General features: G+C 47.8%; 12 protein-coding genes. 8 read left to right on the forward strand and 4 right to left on the reverse strand.

From position 1 onward, the window contains the following. Window positions 1-40 precede the first annotated feature (40 nt). From DXD92_RS02500 to DXD92_RS02515, 4 genes are all read left to right on the forward strand, one after another. Window positions 41-1,141 carry an LCP family protein gene (locus DXD92_RS02500; protein ID WP_158565815.1) on the forward strand — a complete coding sequence of 367 codons (1,101 nt, stop codon included), beginning with the start codon at window positions 41-43 and terminating at the stop codon, window positions 1,139-1,141. 187 nt (window positions 1,142-1,328) lie between these two features. Beyond that, on the forward strand, window positions 1,329-3,944 hold the full coding sequence (locus DXD92_RS02505; RefSeq protein ID WP_117761058.1) for a L,D-transpeptidase family protein: 2,616 nt from the start codon (window positions 1,329-1,331) through the stop codon (window positions 3,942-3,944). Between the two features lie 111 nt (window positions 3,945-4,055). Further along, window positions 4,056-4,937 carry an ATP-dependent sacrificial sulfur transferase LarE gene (larE, locus tag DXD92_RS02510; RefSeq protein WP_330376945.1) on the forward strand — a complete coding sequence of 294 codons (882 nt, stop codon included), beginning with the start codon at window positions 4,056-4,058 and terminating at the stop codon, window positions 4,935-4,937. Then, complete coding sequence (locus DXD92_RS02515) at window positions 4,934-5,446, forward strand: dihydrofolate reductase (RefSeq protein ID WP_117761060.1); 513 nt, start codon at window positions 4,934-4,936, stop codon at window positions 5,444-5,446. The genes larE and DXD92_RS02515 overlap by 4 nt, the downstream gene beginning before the upstream one ends. A 79-nt stretch (window positions 5,447-5,525) precedes the next feature. Here the strand turns inward: DXD92_RS02515 and DXD92_RS02520 are convergent, their stop codons facing one another. Then, window positions 5,526-6,674: a toxic anion resistance protein gene (locus DXD92_RS02520; protein WP_117761062.1), complete on the reverse strand. Its 1,149-nt coding sequence runs from the start codon at window positions 6,672-6,674 to the stop codon at window positions 5,526-5,528. A 73-nt stretch (window positions 6,675-6,747) separates the two neighbouring features. Then, on the reverse strand, window positions 6,748-8,100 hold the full coding sequence (locus DXD92_RS02525) for a 5-bromo-4-chloroindolyl phosphate hydrolysis family protein (protein ID WP_117761064.1): 1,353 nt from the start codon (window positions 8,098-8,100) through the stop codon (window positions 6,748-6,750). A gap of 246 nt (window positions 8,101-8,346) precedes the next feature. Here DXD92_RS02525 and DXD92_RS02530 point away from each other — a divergent pair, with 246 nt between their 5' ends. Genes DXD92_RS02530 through DXD92_RS02540 form a run of 3 tightly spaced genes read left to right on the forward strand, consistent with a single transcriptional unit; the run spans window position 8,347 to window position 12,298 of the window. Then, window positions 8,347-9,465, forward strand: a complete 1,119-nt coding sequence (locus DXD92_RS02530) for a DUF362 domain-containing protein (protein WP_117761066.1) — start codon at window positions 8,347-8,349, stop codon at window positions 9,463-9,465. A gap of 18 nt (window positions 9,466-9,483) precedes the next feature. Then, a complete protein-coding gene (locus DXD92_RS02535; RefSeq protein ID WP_117761068.1) occupies window positions 9,484-10,476 on the forward strand; it encodes an alpha/beta hydrolase in 993 nt (330 codons plus the stop codon). Window positions 10,477-10,489: 13 nt separating this feature from the next. Next, complete coding sequence (locus tag DXD92_RS02540; RefSeq protein WP_055227317.1) at window positions 10,490-12,298, forward strand: DUF6320 domain-containing protein; 1,809 nt, start codon at window positions 10,490-10,492, stop codon at window positions 12,296-12,298. Between the two features lie 119 nt (window positions 12,299-12,417). On the opposite strand, the gene DXD92_RS02545 is transcribed toward DXD92_RS02540, so the two are convergent. Further along, window positions 12,418-12,849: a MerR family transcriptional regulator gene (locus DXD92_RS02545; protein WP_055227315.1), complete on the reverse strand. Its 432-nt coding sequence runs from the start codon at window positions 12,847-12,849 to the stop codon at window positions 12,418-12,420. 244 nt (window positions 12,850-13,093) lie between these two features. On the opposite strand from DXD92_RS02545, the gene DXD92_RS02550 reads away from it, so the two are divergent. Beyond that, window positions 13,094-14,062: an AraC family transcriptional regulator gene (locus DXD92_RS02550; protein ID WP_117761070.1), complete on the forward strand. Its 969-nt coding sequence runs from the start codon at window positions 13,094-13,096 to the stop codon at window positions 14,060-14,062. A 79-nt stretch (window positions 14,063-14,141) separates the two neighbouring features. Here the strand turns inward: DXD92_RS02550 and DXD92_RS02555 are convergent, their stop codons facing one another. After that, entirely contained in the window at window positions 14,142-15,395 is a 1,254-nt protein-coding gene (locus DXD92_RS02555) for an HlyC/CorC family transporter (RefSeq protein WP_118600731.1), read from the reverse strand. Window positions 15,396-15,495: the final 100 nt, after the last annotated feature.

A 15,495-nucleotide genomic window follows, 5' to 3' on the forward strand; every position in this document is an offset into this window, starting at 1 on the left:
CTGGAAAATACCGGAAAATAAGAAAATGAAAGAGGTCGTTATGAGAAAAGAATATGATGACGAGGATGAAATCCCGGAAAGACGCCATTCCTCAGGAAAGAAAAAGAAGAAATTCGGCTGGGTTAATGTGCTCACCATCCTTCTCGTAGTTGTACTGGTTGTGCTCGTCGGTGTCTATGCTGTAATCAATCACTATTACAGCAAGAGTAACTACGTAAGCGATGATAAAATCACGATCAATAAATCCACAGAGGTTGAGACAGAAAGTACCGGGTTGACTGATGAGGAGACGGATGCCCTGCAGTCTGAGATTTTAAATGAGACACAGGACATTGAACTTCCAAACAACAATAACGTGTACAACATTCTGCTGATCGGTGTTGACCGTCGTGACAAAACGTGGTATGGAAACTCCGATTCCATGATTCTGATGTCCATCAATAAAGATACAAAACAGATCCACATGACATCCTTTATGCGTGACCTGTATGCAAATATCCCGGATGTCGGTGTGAAAAAACTGAATGCAGCCTGCGCATATGGCGGCGGTCCGCTGGTTGTACGAACCATCGAGGACAACTACAAACTGCCGATTGACAATTATGCAAGTGTTGACTTCGATTCCATGATTGACATTATCGATGCCATCGGCGGAATCGAGCTTTCGCCGAGCGATGATGAAATCCGTGTAGCGAACCAATATGTTGATGAAATGTGCAGACTCCGTAATGTGGATGCTTCCGCCCATCAGTATACAGCAGGCGGAGAGCAGCATGTGGATGGCTATCAGGCAGTTGCATATGCAAGAATCCGTTACGTTGGAAATTCTGATTATCAGAGAACGGAGCGTCAGCGAGAGGTTTTAAGCAAGATGATGCAGAAAATGAAATCGTCAAGCGTAACAGAACTGAGTGCACTGGCGGATACCATTCTTCCAAGTGTTACCCATAACATTGATCAGTCTACATTGATGACATTGATCGGAGAGCTGCCGACAATTCTGTCCTACGAGATTGTACAGAGCCGTGTACCGTACGACGACTTGTACTCCAGCAAGGGTGAGATGCTTGTTCCGGACTTCGCAGCAACCATCTCGAGACTTCAGACAGAGATCTATGGATCTACCACGGTAAACGAATAAAAGAACAGTAAAAAGCCTTCTGTTTCCGGTCAGAAAACCGGGGTCAGGAGGTTTTTTCTGCCCGAAAAACAGGAAAAAACCATAAGAAATTTGTAAGGTATTTTACCGGCGGATAACTTGAAATAGATGGAAAAATGTAGTAAGCTATAAATTGTATAAGAGTAAAAAAATGGGAGGATGAATAAGAATGAAAAGAAAGTTTCTGGCCGCAGCCGTACTTGGCGTCATGGTAAGTGTTACACCAGCCGGTGCATATGCAGCTTCTACAGAAACCAGTCCATTACCGGTAAATTCGGAAAGTGATACTGTAGCTCAGGCCGAAGACGAAGAAACGACTCCGACTCCGGCGCCAACTGAGACCCCAGAGGTTACACCGAGTGAGACTCCGGCTCCAACCGAGGCACCGACCGCAACACCAACCGTAACACCAACTGAGACCCCTTCCGAGACACCGACGCCGAGCGCAACTCCGGCTCCGGAAGTAAGTAATCTGAAGGAAGGCTGGAACAGCGTTGAAAAAGATGGAAAGAAACAGTTTCAGTACGGAGTTCTGGATGAGAATAATAAGGTGGTAGCTGCTACCGGACCAATAGAAATCGACGGCGTCGATTATGCGTTTGACGAAAATGGCTATATGCTGACCGGTGAAGTAGAGCTGACGGATGAAGATGGAAAAACCGGAATCTACTACTTTGAGACAGAAGGGGAAGATCCTGCAAAAGATGAACTTGGTTCGAGACAGCAGGGTATTTGTGAAGGAAAAGTATTTGCACCGGAACTGAAAAAAAATGAACTTGTTACCATCAAATTTGAGGATGGCAGTGTGGATGATTACTATGCCGATGAAGAAGGCTATGCAGTCTGGAGCACAACTCAGAAAGTAGGAGATGTAACATATCTGTTTGGCAATGATGGAACCCGCGTAAAAGAGGCAGGTTTCCAGACTGTTGTTGATGAAAACAATGTAACGCATACCTATTATCTGAATGCAGAAGACAGCACTGTATCTCTTGGAAATCACAATGCGTATCAGCAGGGAGATCGTACGGTAAGCTGGTTGACGGTTGGCTCTAACTGGTACTTAGTGGATGCGGAAACAGGGGAACTTCTTTCAGGATGGCAAAAGGTAGATACAGCAATCTACTATATGAAACCAGCTTCCTTTGATGCAAACGGAAATTTGAAAGATGGAAGTTTCGAGATGGAAACCGGTAATCAGAAAAATAAATCCGGCTGGGCACAGATTGATGGAAAATGGTACAGCTTCTGCAGCTGGGGCGGCGTACGGACAGGCTGGTTCAATTACGATGGAAATAAATATTATCTCCATGAAGACGGTCATATGGAAGACAACGCGCTGAATGTGAACGGAACCATGTATCTCTTCAAGAGCTGGGGCGGCATGTGTGTCAACGATGTTGGAAGCTATAATGGAAATTATTATTACGTTGGTGCTGACGGAGCCGTTTCGACGACAACAGGATGGAAAAAAATTAAAACCAGCACGCAGACAATCTGGTACTGGGCAACTGCAGACGGCGGAAAACTGCTGACGAATTCCTGGCTGGATTACAATGGAAACAGCTATTATCTGAAAGCCGATGGAAAAATGGCTTTTAATGAGTGGCTGGATAACACCTATTACTTCCGCAGCTGGGGTGCGGCCTACAAAAACGCATGGGCAAAAGTCAACAATGTATGGTATTATTTTGACGGAAATGGAAAGAAATATACCAGCGGCTGGCTGACCTACAAAGGAAATAAGTATTATCTGAAATCCGATGGAACCATGCTTGCCAATGAATGGCTCGATGGAAAATACTACTTCAAGAGCTGGGGTGGTATGTATAAAAACGAATGGGGCAAGTCCGGCGATACCTGGTACTGGTTTAATGCAGATGGAACCAAACGGACGCAAAAAGGCTGGTTCCTCTATGATAAAAATTATTATTATCTGGATAAAGATGGAAAAATGCTGACCGGCTGGGTTTACCATGACGGTAACTATTATTACATGAAGAGCTGGGGCGGCATGGCACATGACGAGTGGATTCTTCATGATAAGAACTGGTACTACTTCAAGAGCTGGGGCGGCATGTACCATGATCAGTGGCTGACACTGAACGGTTCTCAGTATTATTTCCGCAGCTGGGGCGGAAGATATCAGAACTGCACCGCTACGATCAATGGAAAACAGTACAAATTCGATGCTTCCGGACGCAGAATCACGGAAGGATGGGAGTACATCGGAAAATACCGCCGTTACCGCAAAGCAGACGGTTCTTTGATGGAGGATGTGACAAGCATCTTCAATCCGTCATCCAAATACATCACAGTAGACAGAACCCGCGGACGTGTCACCATTTACGGCTATAACAGTGCAACCGGTTCTTACGATACCCCGATCAAATCAATGATCTGCTCCGTAGGAAATCCAATCAGTTACACTGCAGCAGGAACATATAAAATCGGCTGGCAGTTGAAAAAGAAGCAAATGAGAGGTGAAGATTATGTGTGCTGGGCACCATATGTATCACAGATTTATGACGCTGTTTACTTCCATGGCGTAGCAAGCAGCACACCGGATCTGAATATGATCTCTGCCGTAGACTTCAATTCCCTGGGATCACCGATGTCACATGGTTGTGTCAGACTGACTGCAATCGATGCAAAATGGATTTATGATAACGTCAGCAGCGGAACAACGGTCCGCATTGGCGACAATCTGGATTATCCGCTGACAAACCCGACCCGTTATACCTGGACAGGCGGTGCTTTCGGAAGCGATCCGACATATCGATAAAAAATAGAACAGGAATACCTGTATGAGAAAATCCATCGGGGCAGCAGTGCCGCCGATGGATTTTCTGATAAGAAGACATCGGCCATTTTACAGGAAAGGAAGACAGATACGATGGAATTACAGGAAAAGAAAAAGAACCGGACAGAACAGAAAACAGATATGCAGAATAAGGAAAAGGCATTGCTTACCCAACTTGACGAGATTGCAAAACAGGATCTCTGTCTGGCATTCTCCGGCGGTGTGGACAGCAGTCTGCTGCTGAAGCTTGTCATGGATGCATCTGCAAAATATGGAACAAAGGTTTATGCAGTAACCTTTCAGACACGGCTGCATCCGCCCTGCGACCTGGAGACAGCGACAAGAGTAGCAAAGGAGGTTGGCGCTGTTCATGAGGTCCTTTTTGTTGATGAGCTGGAGCAGGAGGCAATCCGTTACAATCCGGAAAACCGCTGCTATCTCTGTAAGCACTATCTATTTGGGAAACTTCTGGAATTTGCCCGCGATCACGGTGTCACCCAGGTACTCGACGGAACAAATGAGGATGACCTTCATGTCTACCGGCCGGGGCGAAAAGCGCTGAGAGAATATGGTGTTATCAGCCCGCTTGCAGCGTGTCATGTGACAAAAACAGAGGTAAAAGCACTTGCCGCAAAGTACGGCGTTTCCGTAGCACACCGTCCATCCACTCCATGTATGGCGACACGCCTTCCCTACGGGGCAGAAATTAACTATGACGTTCTGGATCGGATTGCGGACGGCGAAGCATGGCTTCATACGCTGTTCGGTGCGGAAGAGAATCTCCGCCTGCGTGTACATGGCGATGTGGTGCGTCTTGAAATTGCACCGGAGCGTATGGGGGAAGTGCTTGAGAAGAGAGAAGAAATGATTGCATATCTGAAAAAGCTCGGCTTTTCTTACCTGACGATGGATCTGGAAGGGTTCCGTTCCGGCAGTATGGATGAGAAAATAACACAGAAAGAGGAAACAAAATGAAAGCAATTTTAAGTGCGGACCGCAAATGGGGTCTGGGATATCAGGGACGGCTGCTGGTAAGTATTCCGTCTGATCTGCGGTTCTTCCGTGAAACTACGATGGGACACGTTGTCGTGATGGGAAGAAAGACACTTGCTACACTCCCGGCAGGGCAGCCCTTAAAAGGCAGAACGAATATTATTTTAAGCCGTGATCCGGAATGGAATGTCCGCGGCGCAACCGTTGTCCACAGTATCAAAGAGCTGATGGAAGTGTTAAAGCCGTATGAGGACGACGATATTTATGTTGCGGGCGGCGGAGAAATTTACTGTCAGCTTCTCCCATACTGTGATACGGCATACGTCACACGAATTGACATGACGTATCAGGCGGATACCTTCTTTGAGGATCTTGACGAATCACCGGATTGGGAGATGGTAGAAGAGGGCGATGAGCAGACCTGCTTTGATATTGAATTTTATTTCACGGAATACCGAAGAAAGAATGAAAAGGCAGAACGCCCGAGATAAGGGTAAGACAGGACGTAAAAAACGGAGAAACCACAGAAAAAGCGGCTTCTCCGTTTTTTTATATAGAATACAAAAAGTATCAGTGCTGTCCGCCTGCAGAAAGCTCCAGCATTTTTTTCTTAATATCATTTTCGAGCTGTACCAGCTCAACTTCAGCGGCGGCACGTTTCTGGCGGCCGTCCTCCTGAATCTTCATCACTTCATCGAGGGTAGAGATCAGGCTCTGGTTCGTCTGTTTTAAGGTTTCCATATCGACGATACCGCGCTCAGATTCTTTTGCAGTCTCGATCGTTGCCATCTTCAGATTCTCCGCATTCTTTTTCAGAAGCTCATTTGTCATATCCGAAACCTGGCGCTGTGCTTTGGCAGCCTCAGTCGAGTGATGAACGCCGAGTGCAATGATCATCTGGTTTTTCCAGAGCGGAATGGTGTTGACGAGTGTGGATTGGATCTTTTCGGCCATTACAGAATCGCTGTTCTGAATCATGCGGATCTGCGGCGCTGTCTGGATCGAAACCATACGGGTTAGTTCCAGATCATACAGTTTCTTCTCAAATCGGTTGCAGAGATCTTCGAGATCCTTGGCAGCCTGTGCATCTTCGGCCTTTCCGGTCATCTGCGCTTTATTCTGCAGATCACGGAGTTCTGTGGAACGTACCAGCTCCAGCTTTTTCTTTCCAGCGAGAATGTACATGGTTAGCTCTTTAAAATAATTCAGGTTCTGTGCATACATCTGATCCAGAATGGCAATGTCTTTCAGAAGCTGCCGCTGGTGGCCGTCGAGCACGTCACAGATTTTATTGACATTCACCTCTGCCTTGTCATACTTCGCTTTCATTGCATTGATTTTGTTCGTGCTTTTCTTAAAGAAAGAGAATGGTCCCTTTTCTTCTTCTGCGTCAAACGTTTTCAGCTCTGTCACAACAGAGGTGAGCAGATCGCCGATTTCCCCGAGATCTTTGCTTCTGACGTTCTCCAGCGTTTTCTCGGAAAAGTCTGCCATTTTCTTCTGTGCACCGGCACCGTACTGCAGAATGCCGTTTGTATTGGCAAGATCAATCTGGGAAACAAAGGCATTCACCATGGCTTTCTGTTCGTCGGACAGAACAGAATCATCCATGACCTCTTTCTTTTCTTCCGGCTGCTGTACCGGAAGTTCCGGTTCCGGCTCCGGAGCGCCGAAACTTAAGCTTGGAATTTCAGTGGTGTCCTTTACAAAATCATTCATGTTTTCTATTCTCCTTTTCTTCGGTACGGAAACGTAACCGGTGATTTGATTTCAATTGTATAGCTTTGAATAGTTACATGTGAAGCGGCTCAATATCCTGCTTTGACGGACCTGCCTGATTTGTCAGTCCCTCCTGCGCCAGCATCGTCTGCAGAACAGAGATATCAGAAGAAATATCCCATGCCGTTGTCTGGAACAGATCATCAAGCAGCTTTTCGAATGCGGCATTGATGGTATCCAGTGTGTCCTCGATTTCCTTCTTGGTTCGGAGGATATTGTCGCTTTGAATTGGTTCGTTCTCAAAGGAACGGTAAGCGTCGAGCAGCTTCCAGGTTGTCGGCATATAGTAATCCATAAATTTCCGCAGGGCGGCGGCTTCTTTTGGGCGCTTTTTTGCCTCCTCGAGAATCCGGGTAACAACCGTTTCGAGACGGCTCAGCTTGGCTGTGATGACTTCACCCGGCAGATCCAGGTTGCACTGATGGATCTTCTGAATATAAGATTCACATTCTTCCAGCATCTGCTGGTATTCCGGCGTTACACCGGAGGCCTCCAGCTGTTCACGTGCTTTCTGCTCAGCAATCTGCTGTTCCTTCTGGCTGGCGAGCATTGCGCGGTACTGGTCGTAGCAGTCATTTGTTACCATCAGACAGGTACCATTCTCGTCGAGGTGGCCCTGGCGCAGCATGGATTTATCAATCATGGTCGTAATATCGGTCAGAAGCTCACCTTTCTCACAGTGCATACTGTCGCAGAGTTCTTTCGTGGAAATATATTCCTTTGTGCCGATCAGCGTACAGATCTGGCGGAAATGGCGGACCAGACGCCGGTTTTTACTTCCCTTTTTCAGAAGAATGCCGCCGCCGATGGTAAATGCGGCAAAAATAAGAGAAGGAATCAGCGCGCTGTTGTCTGGACCTGCAAATAAGGAATACAGACTAAGCGCTGTGCAGCAGCCGAACAGTCCGGTGACACCCCAGCCGGCGGCCGTCTGAAATCCGCCGACAAGTGCAAGATCGGTGGATGGCATAAAGCGCTCGCGCAGTACACGGCGTTCTTGTATGCGGCTGTTCCATTCCGTATTCTGGGAGGTCTGCCAGGTATGGGAAGGTTTGGGAACCGGGTTCGCGCTCTTACCCGGCATCGTGCCTCCCGGCCCGTAGGAATAGTGATGCGGTCCGGTCTGCTGCGCTGTATTATTATGGGAAGAATGCTGGCTGCTGTAGGAAGTATCTGCGGAATAGCCGCGGGACGGCTCCTGTGTGCCATTTGCACGGAATGGTCCCTTCCGGTTTGGGTAGACAAACTGGTTGATGGTGTCTGAAATCTTCCGGTTTAATTCCTGAAAATCCTGAGAATTTACAGCGTTATCCACAAGCTTTCCAATACTGTCGCCGACATCCTTTAAATCATCTTCAAAACTCATGACAGTTCCTTTCTGATGAGGTACTTTTTCTGTGTACCGTTTTCCATTTATTATACAATGCGATTGGAAATCTTACAAGCATACAGTGCTTAATTTTCTATGAAGCTGGAGCTGACGGGAATGGTTACAGTTCACAGGAAATGATTTTGTTTTTGGATGAGTTGAAAGAAAGCAGTAACTATTATATACTAAAGAATATCGAATGTCAGAAAAAATCAAATCAGAATAAAGGGGCCGCAATACTAAATGAATAAAAACGAAATTATCCAGATACAGGGAATGGAATATAAAGAAATGACAAAACAGCTTTTGAACAAATGTGCCTTAGCTACGCTCATTCCTTCGAAGGTCAGTCTCATCGGTATTAAGCCAAATCTGGTAGCACCTGTCCCGGCGGAGTTTGGAGGGACGACACATCCGGAGGTGGTTGCGGGGATCATCGAATATCTTCAGGAAAACGGATTTACTAACCTTCAAATCATGGAAGGTTCCTGGGTCGGGGATAAGACAGAGGAATCGTTTGAGGTCTGTGGATACCGTATGCTTTCGGAACAGTACGGCGTTCCGCTTATCGATGCGCAGAAGGAAAAAAGCATGCCGGTGCAGTGTGGTGATATGGAACTTCAGATTTGCGAATGTGCGAAAAAGGTGGATTTTATGATCAATGTCCCGGTCATGAAAGGCCATTGCCAGACTAAAATTACCTGCGCACTGAAAAATATGAAAGGTCTCTTGCCGAATAAAGAAAAACGTCATTTTCATGCCATGGGACTTCATCGGCCAATTGCGCATCTGGGGCTGGGGATTCATCAGGATTTTATTTTGGTGGATAATATCTGCGGAGACCTTGACTTTGAGGATGGCGGTAATCCGTTTATTATGAATCGCCTTTTCGCTGGGTTAGATCCGGTGTTGATCGATGCATATGTCTGCGCGGAACTGCATTATAAGCCAGAAGATGTCCCGTATGTCAAAATGGCAGAAGAGTTGGGCGTGGGCAGCGCTGATCTCACACGGCTTTCAATCCGCCAAATTGGCGAAATTGGTGAAAAAAGAGTGATTCCGGAAAAACGGAAGATCGTGGAACTGCAGGATGCCGTAGAGGAAGTTGAGTCCTGCAGTGCCTGCTACGGCTATCTGATCCCGGCGCTCGACCGGCTGAAGGAGGAAGGACTGCTGCAGGAACTCCACGAAAAAATCTGCATCGGGCAGGGATACCGGGGAAAGAGCGGGGCGCTTGGTGTGGGAAGTTGTACTTCAGGGTTTAAATACAATCTGAAAGGCTGCCCACCGACCGATGAGCAGATGTATGAATTTTTGAAGCAGTACATTGCAACTAGACGAAAAACAGAAGCAGAAAAATAGCAACAGAGGAGAGAGCGAATGAAAAAAGCAGTCAAAGCCATTTTAAATGTATTGTCCTACGGCGGAATTGAAGTAGAATCCGCCCGTCGGCTTGCCGATATCAAGAAGCTGGATCCGATTCGTATTTTTCTGCGAAAATTGGATATGGAAATATATAATGGGGACTACAAGGTTCCGATTCGGCTGTTCTTCCCGGATGAAAAAATGGAGGAGCATGGTGCAAAAGAAGCGATTCTGTTCTTCCATGGCGGCGGCTGGACAACCGAGAGTGTGGAGACATACGACCGTGTCTGCGCGCGCATGGCGCAGTCGACGGGGCAGATTGTTGTATCGGTAGAATACCGTCTTGCACCGGAGCATCGTTTCCCGACAGGCTTAGAAGACTGCTACGCCGCCGCCCAGGCAATGCTGCGCGGGGAGATTCTGCCGGAGGTAACGCCGGAAAATGTCACGATCATGGGCGACAGCGCAGGAGGAAATCTTGCGGCTGCGGTCTGCCTGATGGCGAGGGACAAAAAAGAACTGCTGCCGGGGAAACAGATTTTGATTTATCCGGCGGTAAATTCCTGTTACACAGAGAAATCACCGTACAAATCCGTGAAAACCAATGGAACCGGATACCTTCTGACCAGTGTCAAAATGGAAGATTATGTAATTCTGTATCAGCGGACCGAAGAAGACCGCAAAAATCCGTACTTTGCACCGGTACTGGCAGAAAATCTGCAGGGACTGCCGGACACGCTGGTACTGACGGCGCAGTACGATCCGCTGCGTGATGAGGGCGAGGATTATGCGAAAAAGCTGAAAAGGGCTGGCAATCTGGTTGAACATCATCGGATCAAGGGCGCATTGCACGGCTATTTTGCGCTTGGCATTGAACACCTATATGTGCAGGAAAGTTTTCAGTATATGAATGCATTTTTAAGGAAAGAAAAACAGCAGAAAAATGCAGACGAAGAACTGGAAAACATAGCAGCAGTGAAGAAACAATTGACACACGGGAAGGCGTAAGGAGGCATAGAAAATGAAGAAAGAACATTCTTCGCGCTGGAGAAAGCTGGACAACGCGGCACAGGCATTTCCGGCGGCCACCGGAAAAAAGGATACGAGAGTCTTCCGGTTTTACTGCCAGCTGAAAGAGGACATCCAGGCGGATCTGCTGCAGAAAGCGCTGGAGCAGACAATGGAGCATTACCCGGTGTTTTCCATGGTACTGCGGAAAGGTCTTTTCTGGTTTTATCTGGAGCAGCGCGATCTGCCAGCAAAAGTAGAAGAGGAAAAGCGTCCGCCGTGCAGTGAGATTTACGTACCCGACCACAAAACGCTTCTTTTCCAGGTTTCTTACTATAAAACCCGAATCAATTTCGAAGTATTCCATGCCCTGACAGACGGCACCGGTGCGATGCTGTTTCTGAAAGAACTGGTGAGCAATTATCTGATCTTGTGTCATCCCGAGGAAATCTTTTCAAAGGTCAGCGAAGACATGCTGACAGAGACAGATTTCGAGGAGGACAGCTTTTCACAGTATTACACCGGAAAGAAAAATGAAAAAGAAAAAAGCCGCCCGGCATACCAGATCAAAGGCGAGTATCTGGAGCAGGAGGAGATGGAAATTACTGAGATTCTGCTTTCCGCGGAAGCAGTTCATAAGTGCGCAAAAGCACATGGCGTGTCGGTGACGGCGTACCTTGCGGCGGCGCTGGTATATGCGGTATATGAAGAAATCCCGAAAAGCAGGCTGAAAAAGCCGGTTTCTCTGATGGTTCCAGCCAATCTCCGCAACTTTTTCCCATCCGCATCGATGACGAATTTCTGGAGCTGGATCGAGATTGCCTGTGATCTTGGGCCGGAGGCATCGTTTGAGGATGCCCTGCAGATCACGGGAGCCGCGATGCAGAAAGAGGCGCTGAAGCAGGAGATTTCCACACGTATGAACGATCTGGTGCGGATTGAGCGGAATCCGGTGCTGCGCGCCGTGCCGCTGGAAATCAAAAATCTGGCGCTGATGGCGGGCACGACGCTCGGCGGACGAAGCATTACGACCGTCTATTCCAATATCGGCCGGATTCAGATGCCGCCGGAGTATGAAACATATATTGAGCGGTTCGGATTTTTCACCAGCACCGACAAAGTACAGATGTGTTCCTGTTCCTACGGTGACAGCATGGTGCTTGGAATCACATCTAAAATCGCTGATTCCAATATTGAACGGAACCTGATGCATCTGCTGCAGAAAGAGGGCATCGCCTGTGAACAGGAGGAAAATGATTTTCCGGGACAGAAAGAACAGCCGCACGGGACGGCCAAACTGGGATTGAAAATTTTTTCTTTCACCTGCATCGCGGCTGTCGTACTCTGCTGGATGATGAATTTCCTTGCAACGCCGCAGATGTGGTGGGCAGGTTATGCGACAGCGGGTGTGTTCTGCGCCTGGCTTCTGATCCGGGTGGGATATCAGAAACGGAAAAATCCACTCAAAAACAGTATGTGGCAATTGATCTTTATTATGATCGGTGCGATTCTGTGGGATTATGCGACGGGCTGGATCGGCTGGTCTGTCGATTTCGCAATTCCGCTCGCCGTTCTTATGAATGGCGCGACGATGCAGATTCTGGCAAGAGCGTACAAAATGGAGGTCAGTGAATATCTTTTTTATCTGATGCAGTCCGGAGCAGCAGGAATCGTTCCGGCGATTTTGTGGTTGACGGGAACTGTCCGCATTACCTGGCCGTCCGTGATCTGCGTGGGCCTTAGTGTGCTGTATCTGATCGGGCTGTTTTTTTTCCGCGGAAAAGATTTTATGCGGGAAATGCAGAAAAAATTCCGGGTATGAAGGGAAAAGGTGATAGAAAAAATAAGAAGAGCAGGTAAGAAAAGTGGATGTTGGTCCCTTTTCTTACCTGCTCTTTTGAAACTTGTGTGTGTCTGCGGCGGAAAAGCCTGGAGAGATATCTACTGCGCCTTCTCCTCACAGCCGCAGGAATCCCACGACGGCATTTCATCCCCATTTTTAATCGCATCGCGAACCGCGCTGTAATACCGCACTTTCTGCTGAATATGTTCGAGATCAGATTCCATGCGCTCGATTTTCTCGCGTGTATTCTGCTCATGTTCCTTGAGAATGGCAACCATCTGGTCAATATTTCCCGGGATATCGTTCTCAAGCCGGAAAAACTCCTGAATCCCCGCAATCGGAAGCCCGGTGCGTTTGAAGCAGAGAATTGCGGTCATGCAGTCAATGTGCTGCTGGGTGTAAATTCGTTTCTTACTTTCGGTATGAATGACATCCGTCAAAAGTCCGATCTCCTCATAATAACGAAGCGTAGAGGCCGGAAGTCCAAAACGCTCGGACATTTCACGAATGGTGTAGGTCTGCTGTTCCATGGAAAAACCTCCTTGAACGATAGAGTTTGAATAGTAGAATAACTTCTTAAAGTATACTTTAAGAAAGTGAAATTGTAAAGAGAGAATCTTCGTTACGTTTCACTTGGCAGTGCAGCACTTGCTGTTTTGATGCGTAGGAAAGGAATATTTATCAGAAAGTGAGAAGAAAAAGTACATTGCTTATTTGCACCAGAATGGAATATAATAGAAAGCAGAAAAAACGTGAAAAATGTGAGGAATCATCGTGAAACAGGAAATTATAGCAGACCTGTCCCGGATTACGGAGGAGGAACAGGCGATTCTGGACGGCAAGACGGAAGTGGAAAAGGAGCGGTATTCGAGCGGGCAGAAGTTTGTGATGGATGCGGGAAAGCTGCTGGAGCGGGGAAAATTGATTGATATTCGGCCGCACACGCGGTTTATTCGTTTTCCGGCGCACAGCCACAATTATGTCGAGATGATCTACATGTGCCAGGGAAGCACCGTGCACACCATCAACGGGGACCGGATCGAGCTGAAAACGGGTGAGCTGCTGATTCTGAATCAGAATGCAGTGCAGGAAATTGAACCGGCAGGGCGTGACGATATCGCGGTCAACTTTCTGATTCTGCCGGAGTTTTTTGACCAGACGCTGCGAATGATCGGGGCAGAGGAGAATCAGTTAAAGGATTTTATCGTCGGCTGTCTGAAAAGCGGGGAGGTACCGCTCTGTTATCTGCATTACAGAATCGCGGATGTCCTTCCGGTGCAGAATCTGATCGAAAATCTCGTCTGGACGCTCTTACATCACCAGAGCAATAAGCGGAGCATCAATCAGATTACGATGGGCCTTTTATTTCTGCAACTCATGAACTACACCGAACGCGTGCAGGTGGGAGAGCAGTATTTTGAACAGGAGATGCTGCTCGGCGTATACCGCTATATCGAGGAACATTACCGGGAGGGCAGCCTTTCGGAACTGGCGGAAGAACTGCACTACGATTTTTACACCTTAAGCCGCATGATCCGCCGCCTGACCGGGAAAAACTACACCGAACTCGTTCAGAACAAACGCCTGACCCAGGCCGCGTATCTGTTGGAAACGACGGGACTTTCCGTGGCAGACATCGGCGAGCGGGTCGGGTATGAGAACATGAGTTATTTCCATCGGATTTTCAAAGAGCGCTATGGAATATCGCCGAAGAAGTACCGGGTGGAGAAGAAAATACAATAGGACAAGAAAAACGGATCGAGTATCTGACTTTAAAATCAGATGTTCGATCCGTTTTTTGCGTGTAAATCGTATCAATTACTTACTGTTCATTTTCATCCTTCGGCAGCCGCACGATCCGTACCTTGTCGACTCTCCGGTCTGCCATTTTCAGTACGGTTACGTCGAGGCCATCCGAGACGAAATGATCGCCTTCCTTTGGCACGCGCTCGAGGATCCCCATGATCCATCCGCTGACCGTAAAGACGTCAAATTCTTTGTCAATATCGAGCTCTTCATACACCTTGTCGATGCTTGCCGTTCCGGTCACGAGGTATTCGTTTTCGGAAACTTTCTGGATTTCCTGTACAACCGCATCATGCTCATCCCAGATTTCGCCGACGAGCTCTTCGAGGATATCTTCCATGGTGATGATACCGTCGGTGCCGCCGAATTCATCAATGATAATGGCAATATGCGATTTCTTCGCCTGCATTTTTTTCAGCAGCGGGCCGACCTTCGTATTCTCGGTTACAAAGAGCGCCGGGCGGATGATGCTGCTTAGCGGTTTGTTGGTGTGGTAAATGTGGTTGTGGAAATCCTTCTGATACACAATTCCCACAATGTGGTCGATATCATCATCATATACCGGCAGCCGGGAAAATCCGGTGTCGGAGAAAGTCTTAGCGATCTCGGATTTCGTCGCATCGAGTGGAATGCCGATGACGTTGACACGCGGAGTAAAAATCTCTGCGGCCTCCATCTCCATGAAGCCGATTGCATTCTGAATCAGATCGCCTTCCTGGTCGTCGATGTCGCCCTCCTGGGTCGCCTCCTCGACGATGGTCATCAGTTCCTCATCGGTGATGCCGTGGTTTTCCGAGGATTTGAAGATGCGGGAGAGCAGCTTCTTCCACTGGGAAAAGAGAAACGTCACCGGGGTCAGCATGATCATCAGAATGTGGAGAAACGGTGCGGAAAATTTGGCGATCGTCTCCGGGGATTCTTTTGCAATGCTTTTCGGGGAAACTTCGCCGAAGATCAGGACCACGATAGTGGTTACGATCGTGGAAACCGTCGCACCGGAGTCGCCGCCGAGAAGCTTGATAAAAAGCACCGTGGCAAGGGAGCTGAGTCCGATGTTGACGATGTTGTTGCCGACGAGAATCGTGGAGAGCAGCTTGTCAAAGTTCTCCAGCAACTTTAACACCAGTTCCGCCCGCTTGTCGCCTTTTTCTGCCATATTTTTCATGCGGATGCGGTTCAGCGAGGTGAAAGAAGTCTCCGTCGCCGAAAAGTAGGCTGAGAGCATGACGCAGATAAGAATGATGATGAGTGACACAATGTCGCTGTTCATTTGTTTTTCCTTTCTTAGGAAACCGGGACACGATGCAAAAAATGTACAAAAAGACATAACCTATCTTGAATCTGGCGGAATCAAAGATAGATTATGTCTC

This window comes from Blautia sp. TM10-2, from assembly GCF_003480845.1.
GTDB lineage: Bacteria > Bacillota > Clostridia > Lachnospirales > Lachnospiraceae > Fusicatenibacter > Fusicatenibacter saccharivorans.

What these genes read in the sequence shown, in the direction of transcription:
- DXD92_RS02505 (WP_117761058.1), top strand. Translation starts at nt 1,329, where the DNA reads ATGAAAAGAAAGTTTCTGGCCGCAGCCGTACTTGGCGTCATGGTAAGT.
- larE (WP_330376945.1), top strand. Translation starts at nt 4,056, where the DNA reads ATGGAATTACAGGAAAAGAAAAAGAACCGGACAGAACAGAAAACAGAT.
- DXD92_RS02525 (WP_117761064.1), bottom strand. Translation starts at nt 8,100, where the DNA reads ATGAGTTTTGAAGATGATTTAAAGGATGTCGGCGACAGTATTGGAAAG.
- DXD92_RS02540 (WP_055227317.1), top strand. Translation starts at nt 10,490, where the DNA reads ATGAAGAAAGAACATTCTTCGCGCTGGAGAAAGCTGGACAACGCGGCA.
- DXD92_RS02545 (WP_055227315.1), bottom strand. Translation starts at nt 12,849, where the DNA reads ATGGAACAGCAGACCTACACCATTCGTGAAATGTCCGAGCGTTTTGGA.
- DXD92_RS02500 (WP_158565815.1), top strand. Translation starts at nt 41, where the DNA reads ATGAGAAAAGAATATGATGACGAGGATGAAATCCCGGAAAGACGCCAT.
- DXD92_RS02555 (WP_118600731.1), bottom strand. Translation starts at nt 15,395, where the DNA reads ATGAACAGCGACATTGTGTCACTCATCATCATTCTTATCTGCGTCATG.
- DXD92_RS02515 (WP_117761060.1), top strand. Translation starts at nt 4,934, where the DNA reads ATGAAAGCAATTTTAAGTGCGGACCGCAAATGGGGTCTGGGATATCAG.
- DXD92_RS02520 (WP_117761062.1), bottom strand. Translation starts at nt 6,674, where the DNA reads ATGAATGATTTTGTAAAGGACACCACTGAAATTCCAAGCTTAAGTTTC.
- DXD92_RS02530 (WP_117761066.1), top strand. Translation starts at nt 8,347, where the DNA reads ATGAATAAAAACGAAATTATCCAGATACAGGGAATGGAATATAAAGAA.
- DXD92_RS02535 (WP_117761068.1), top strand. Translation starts at nt 9,484, where the DNA reads ATGAAAAAAGCAGTCAAAGCCATTTTAAATGTATTGTCCTACGGCGGA.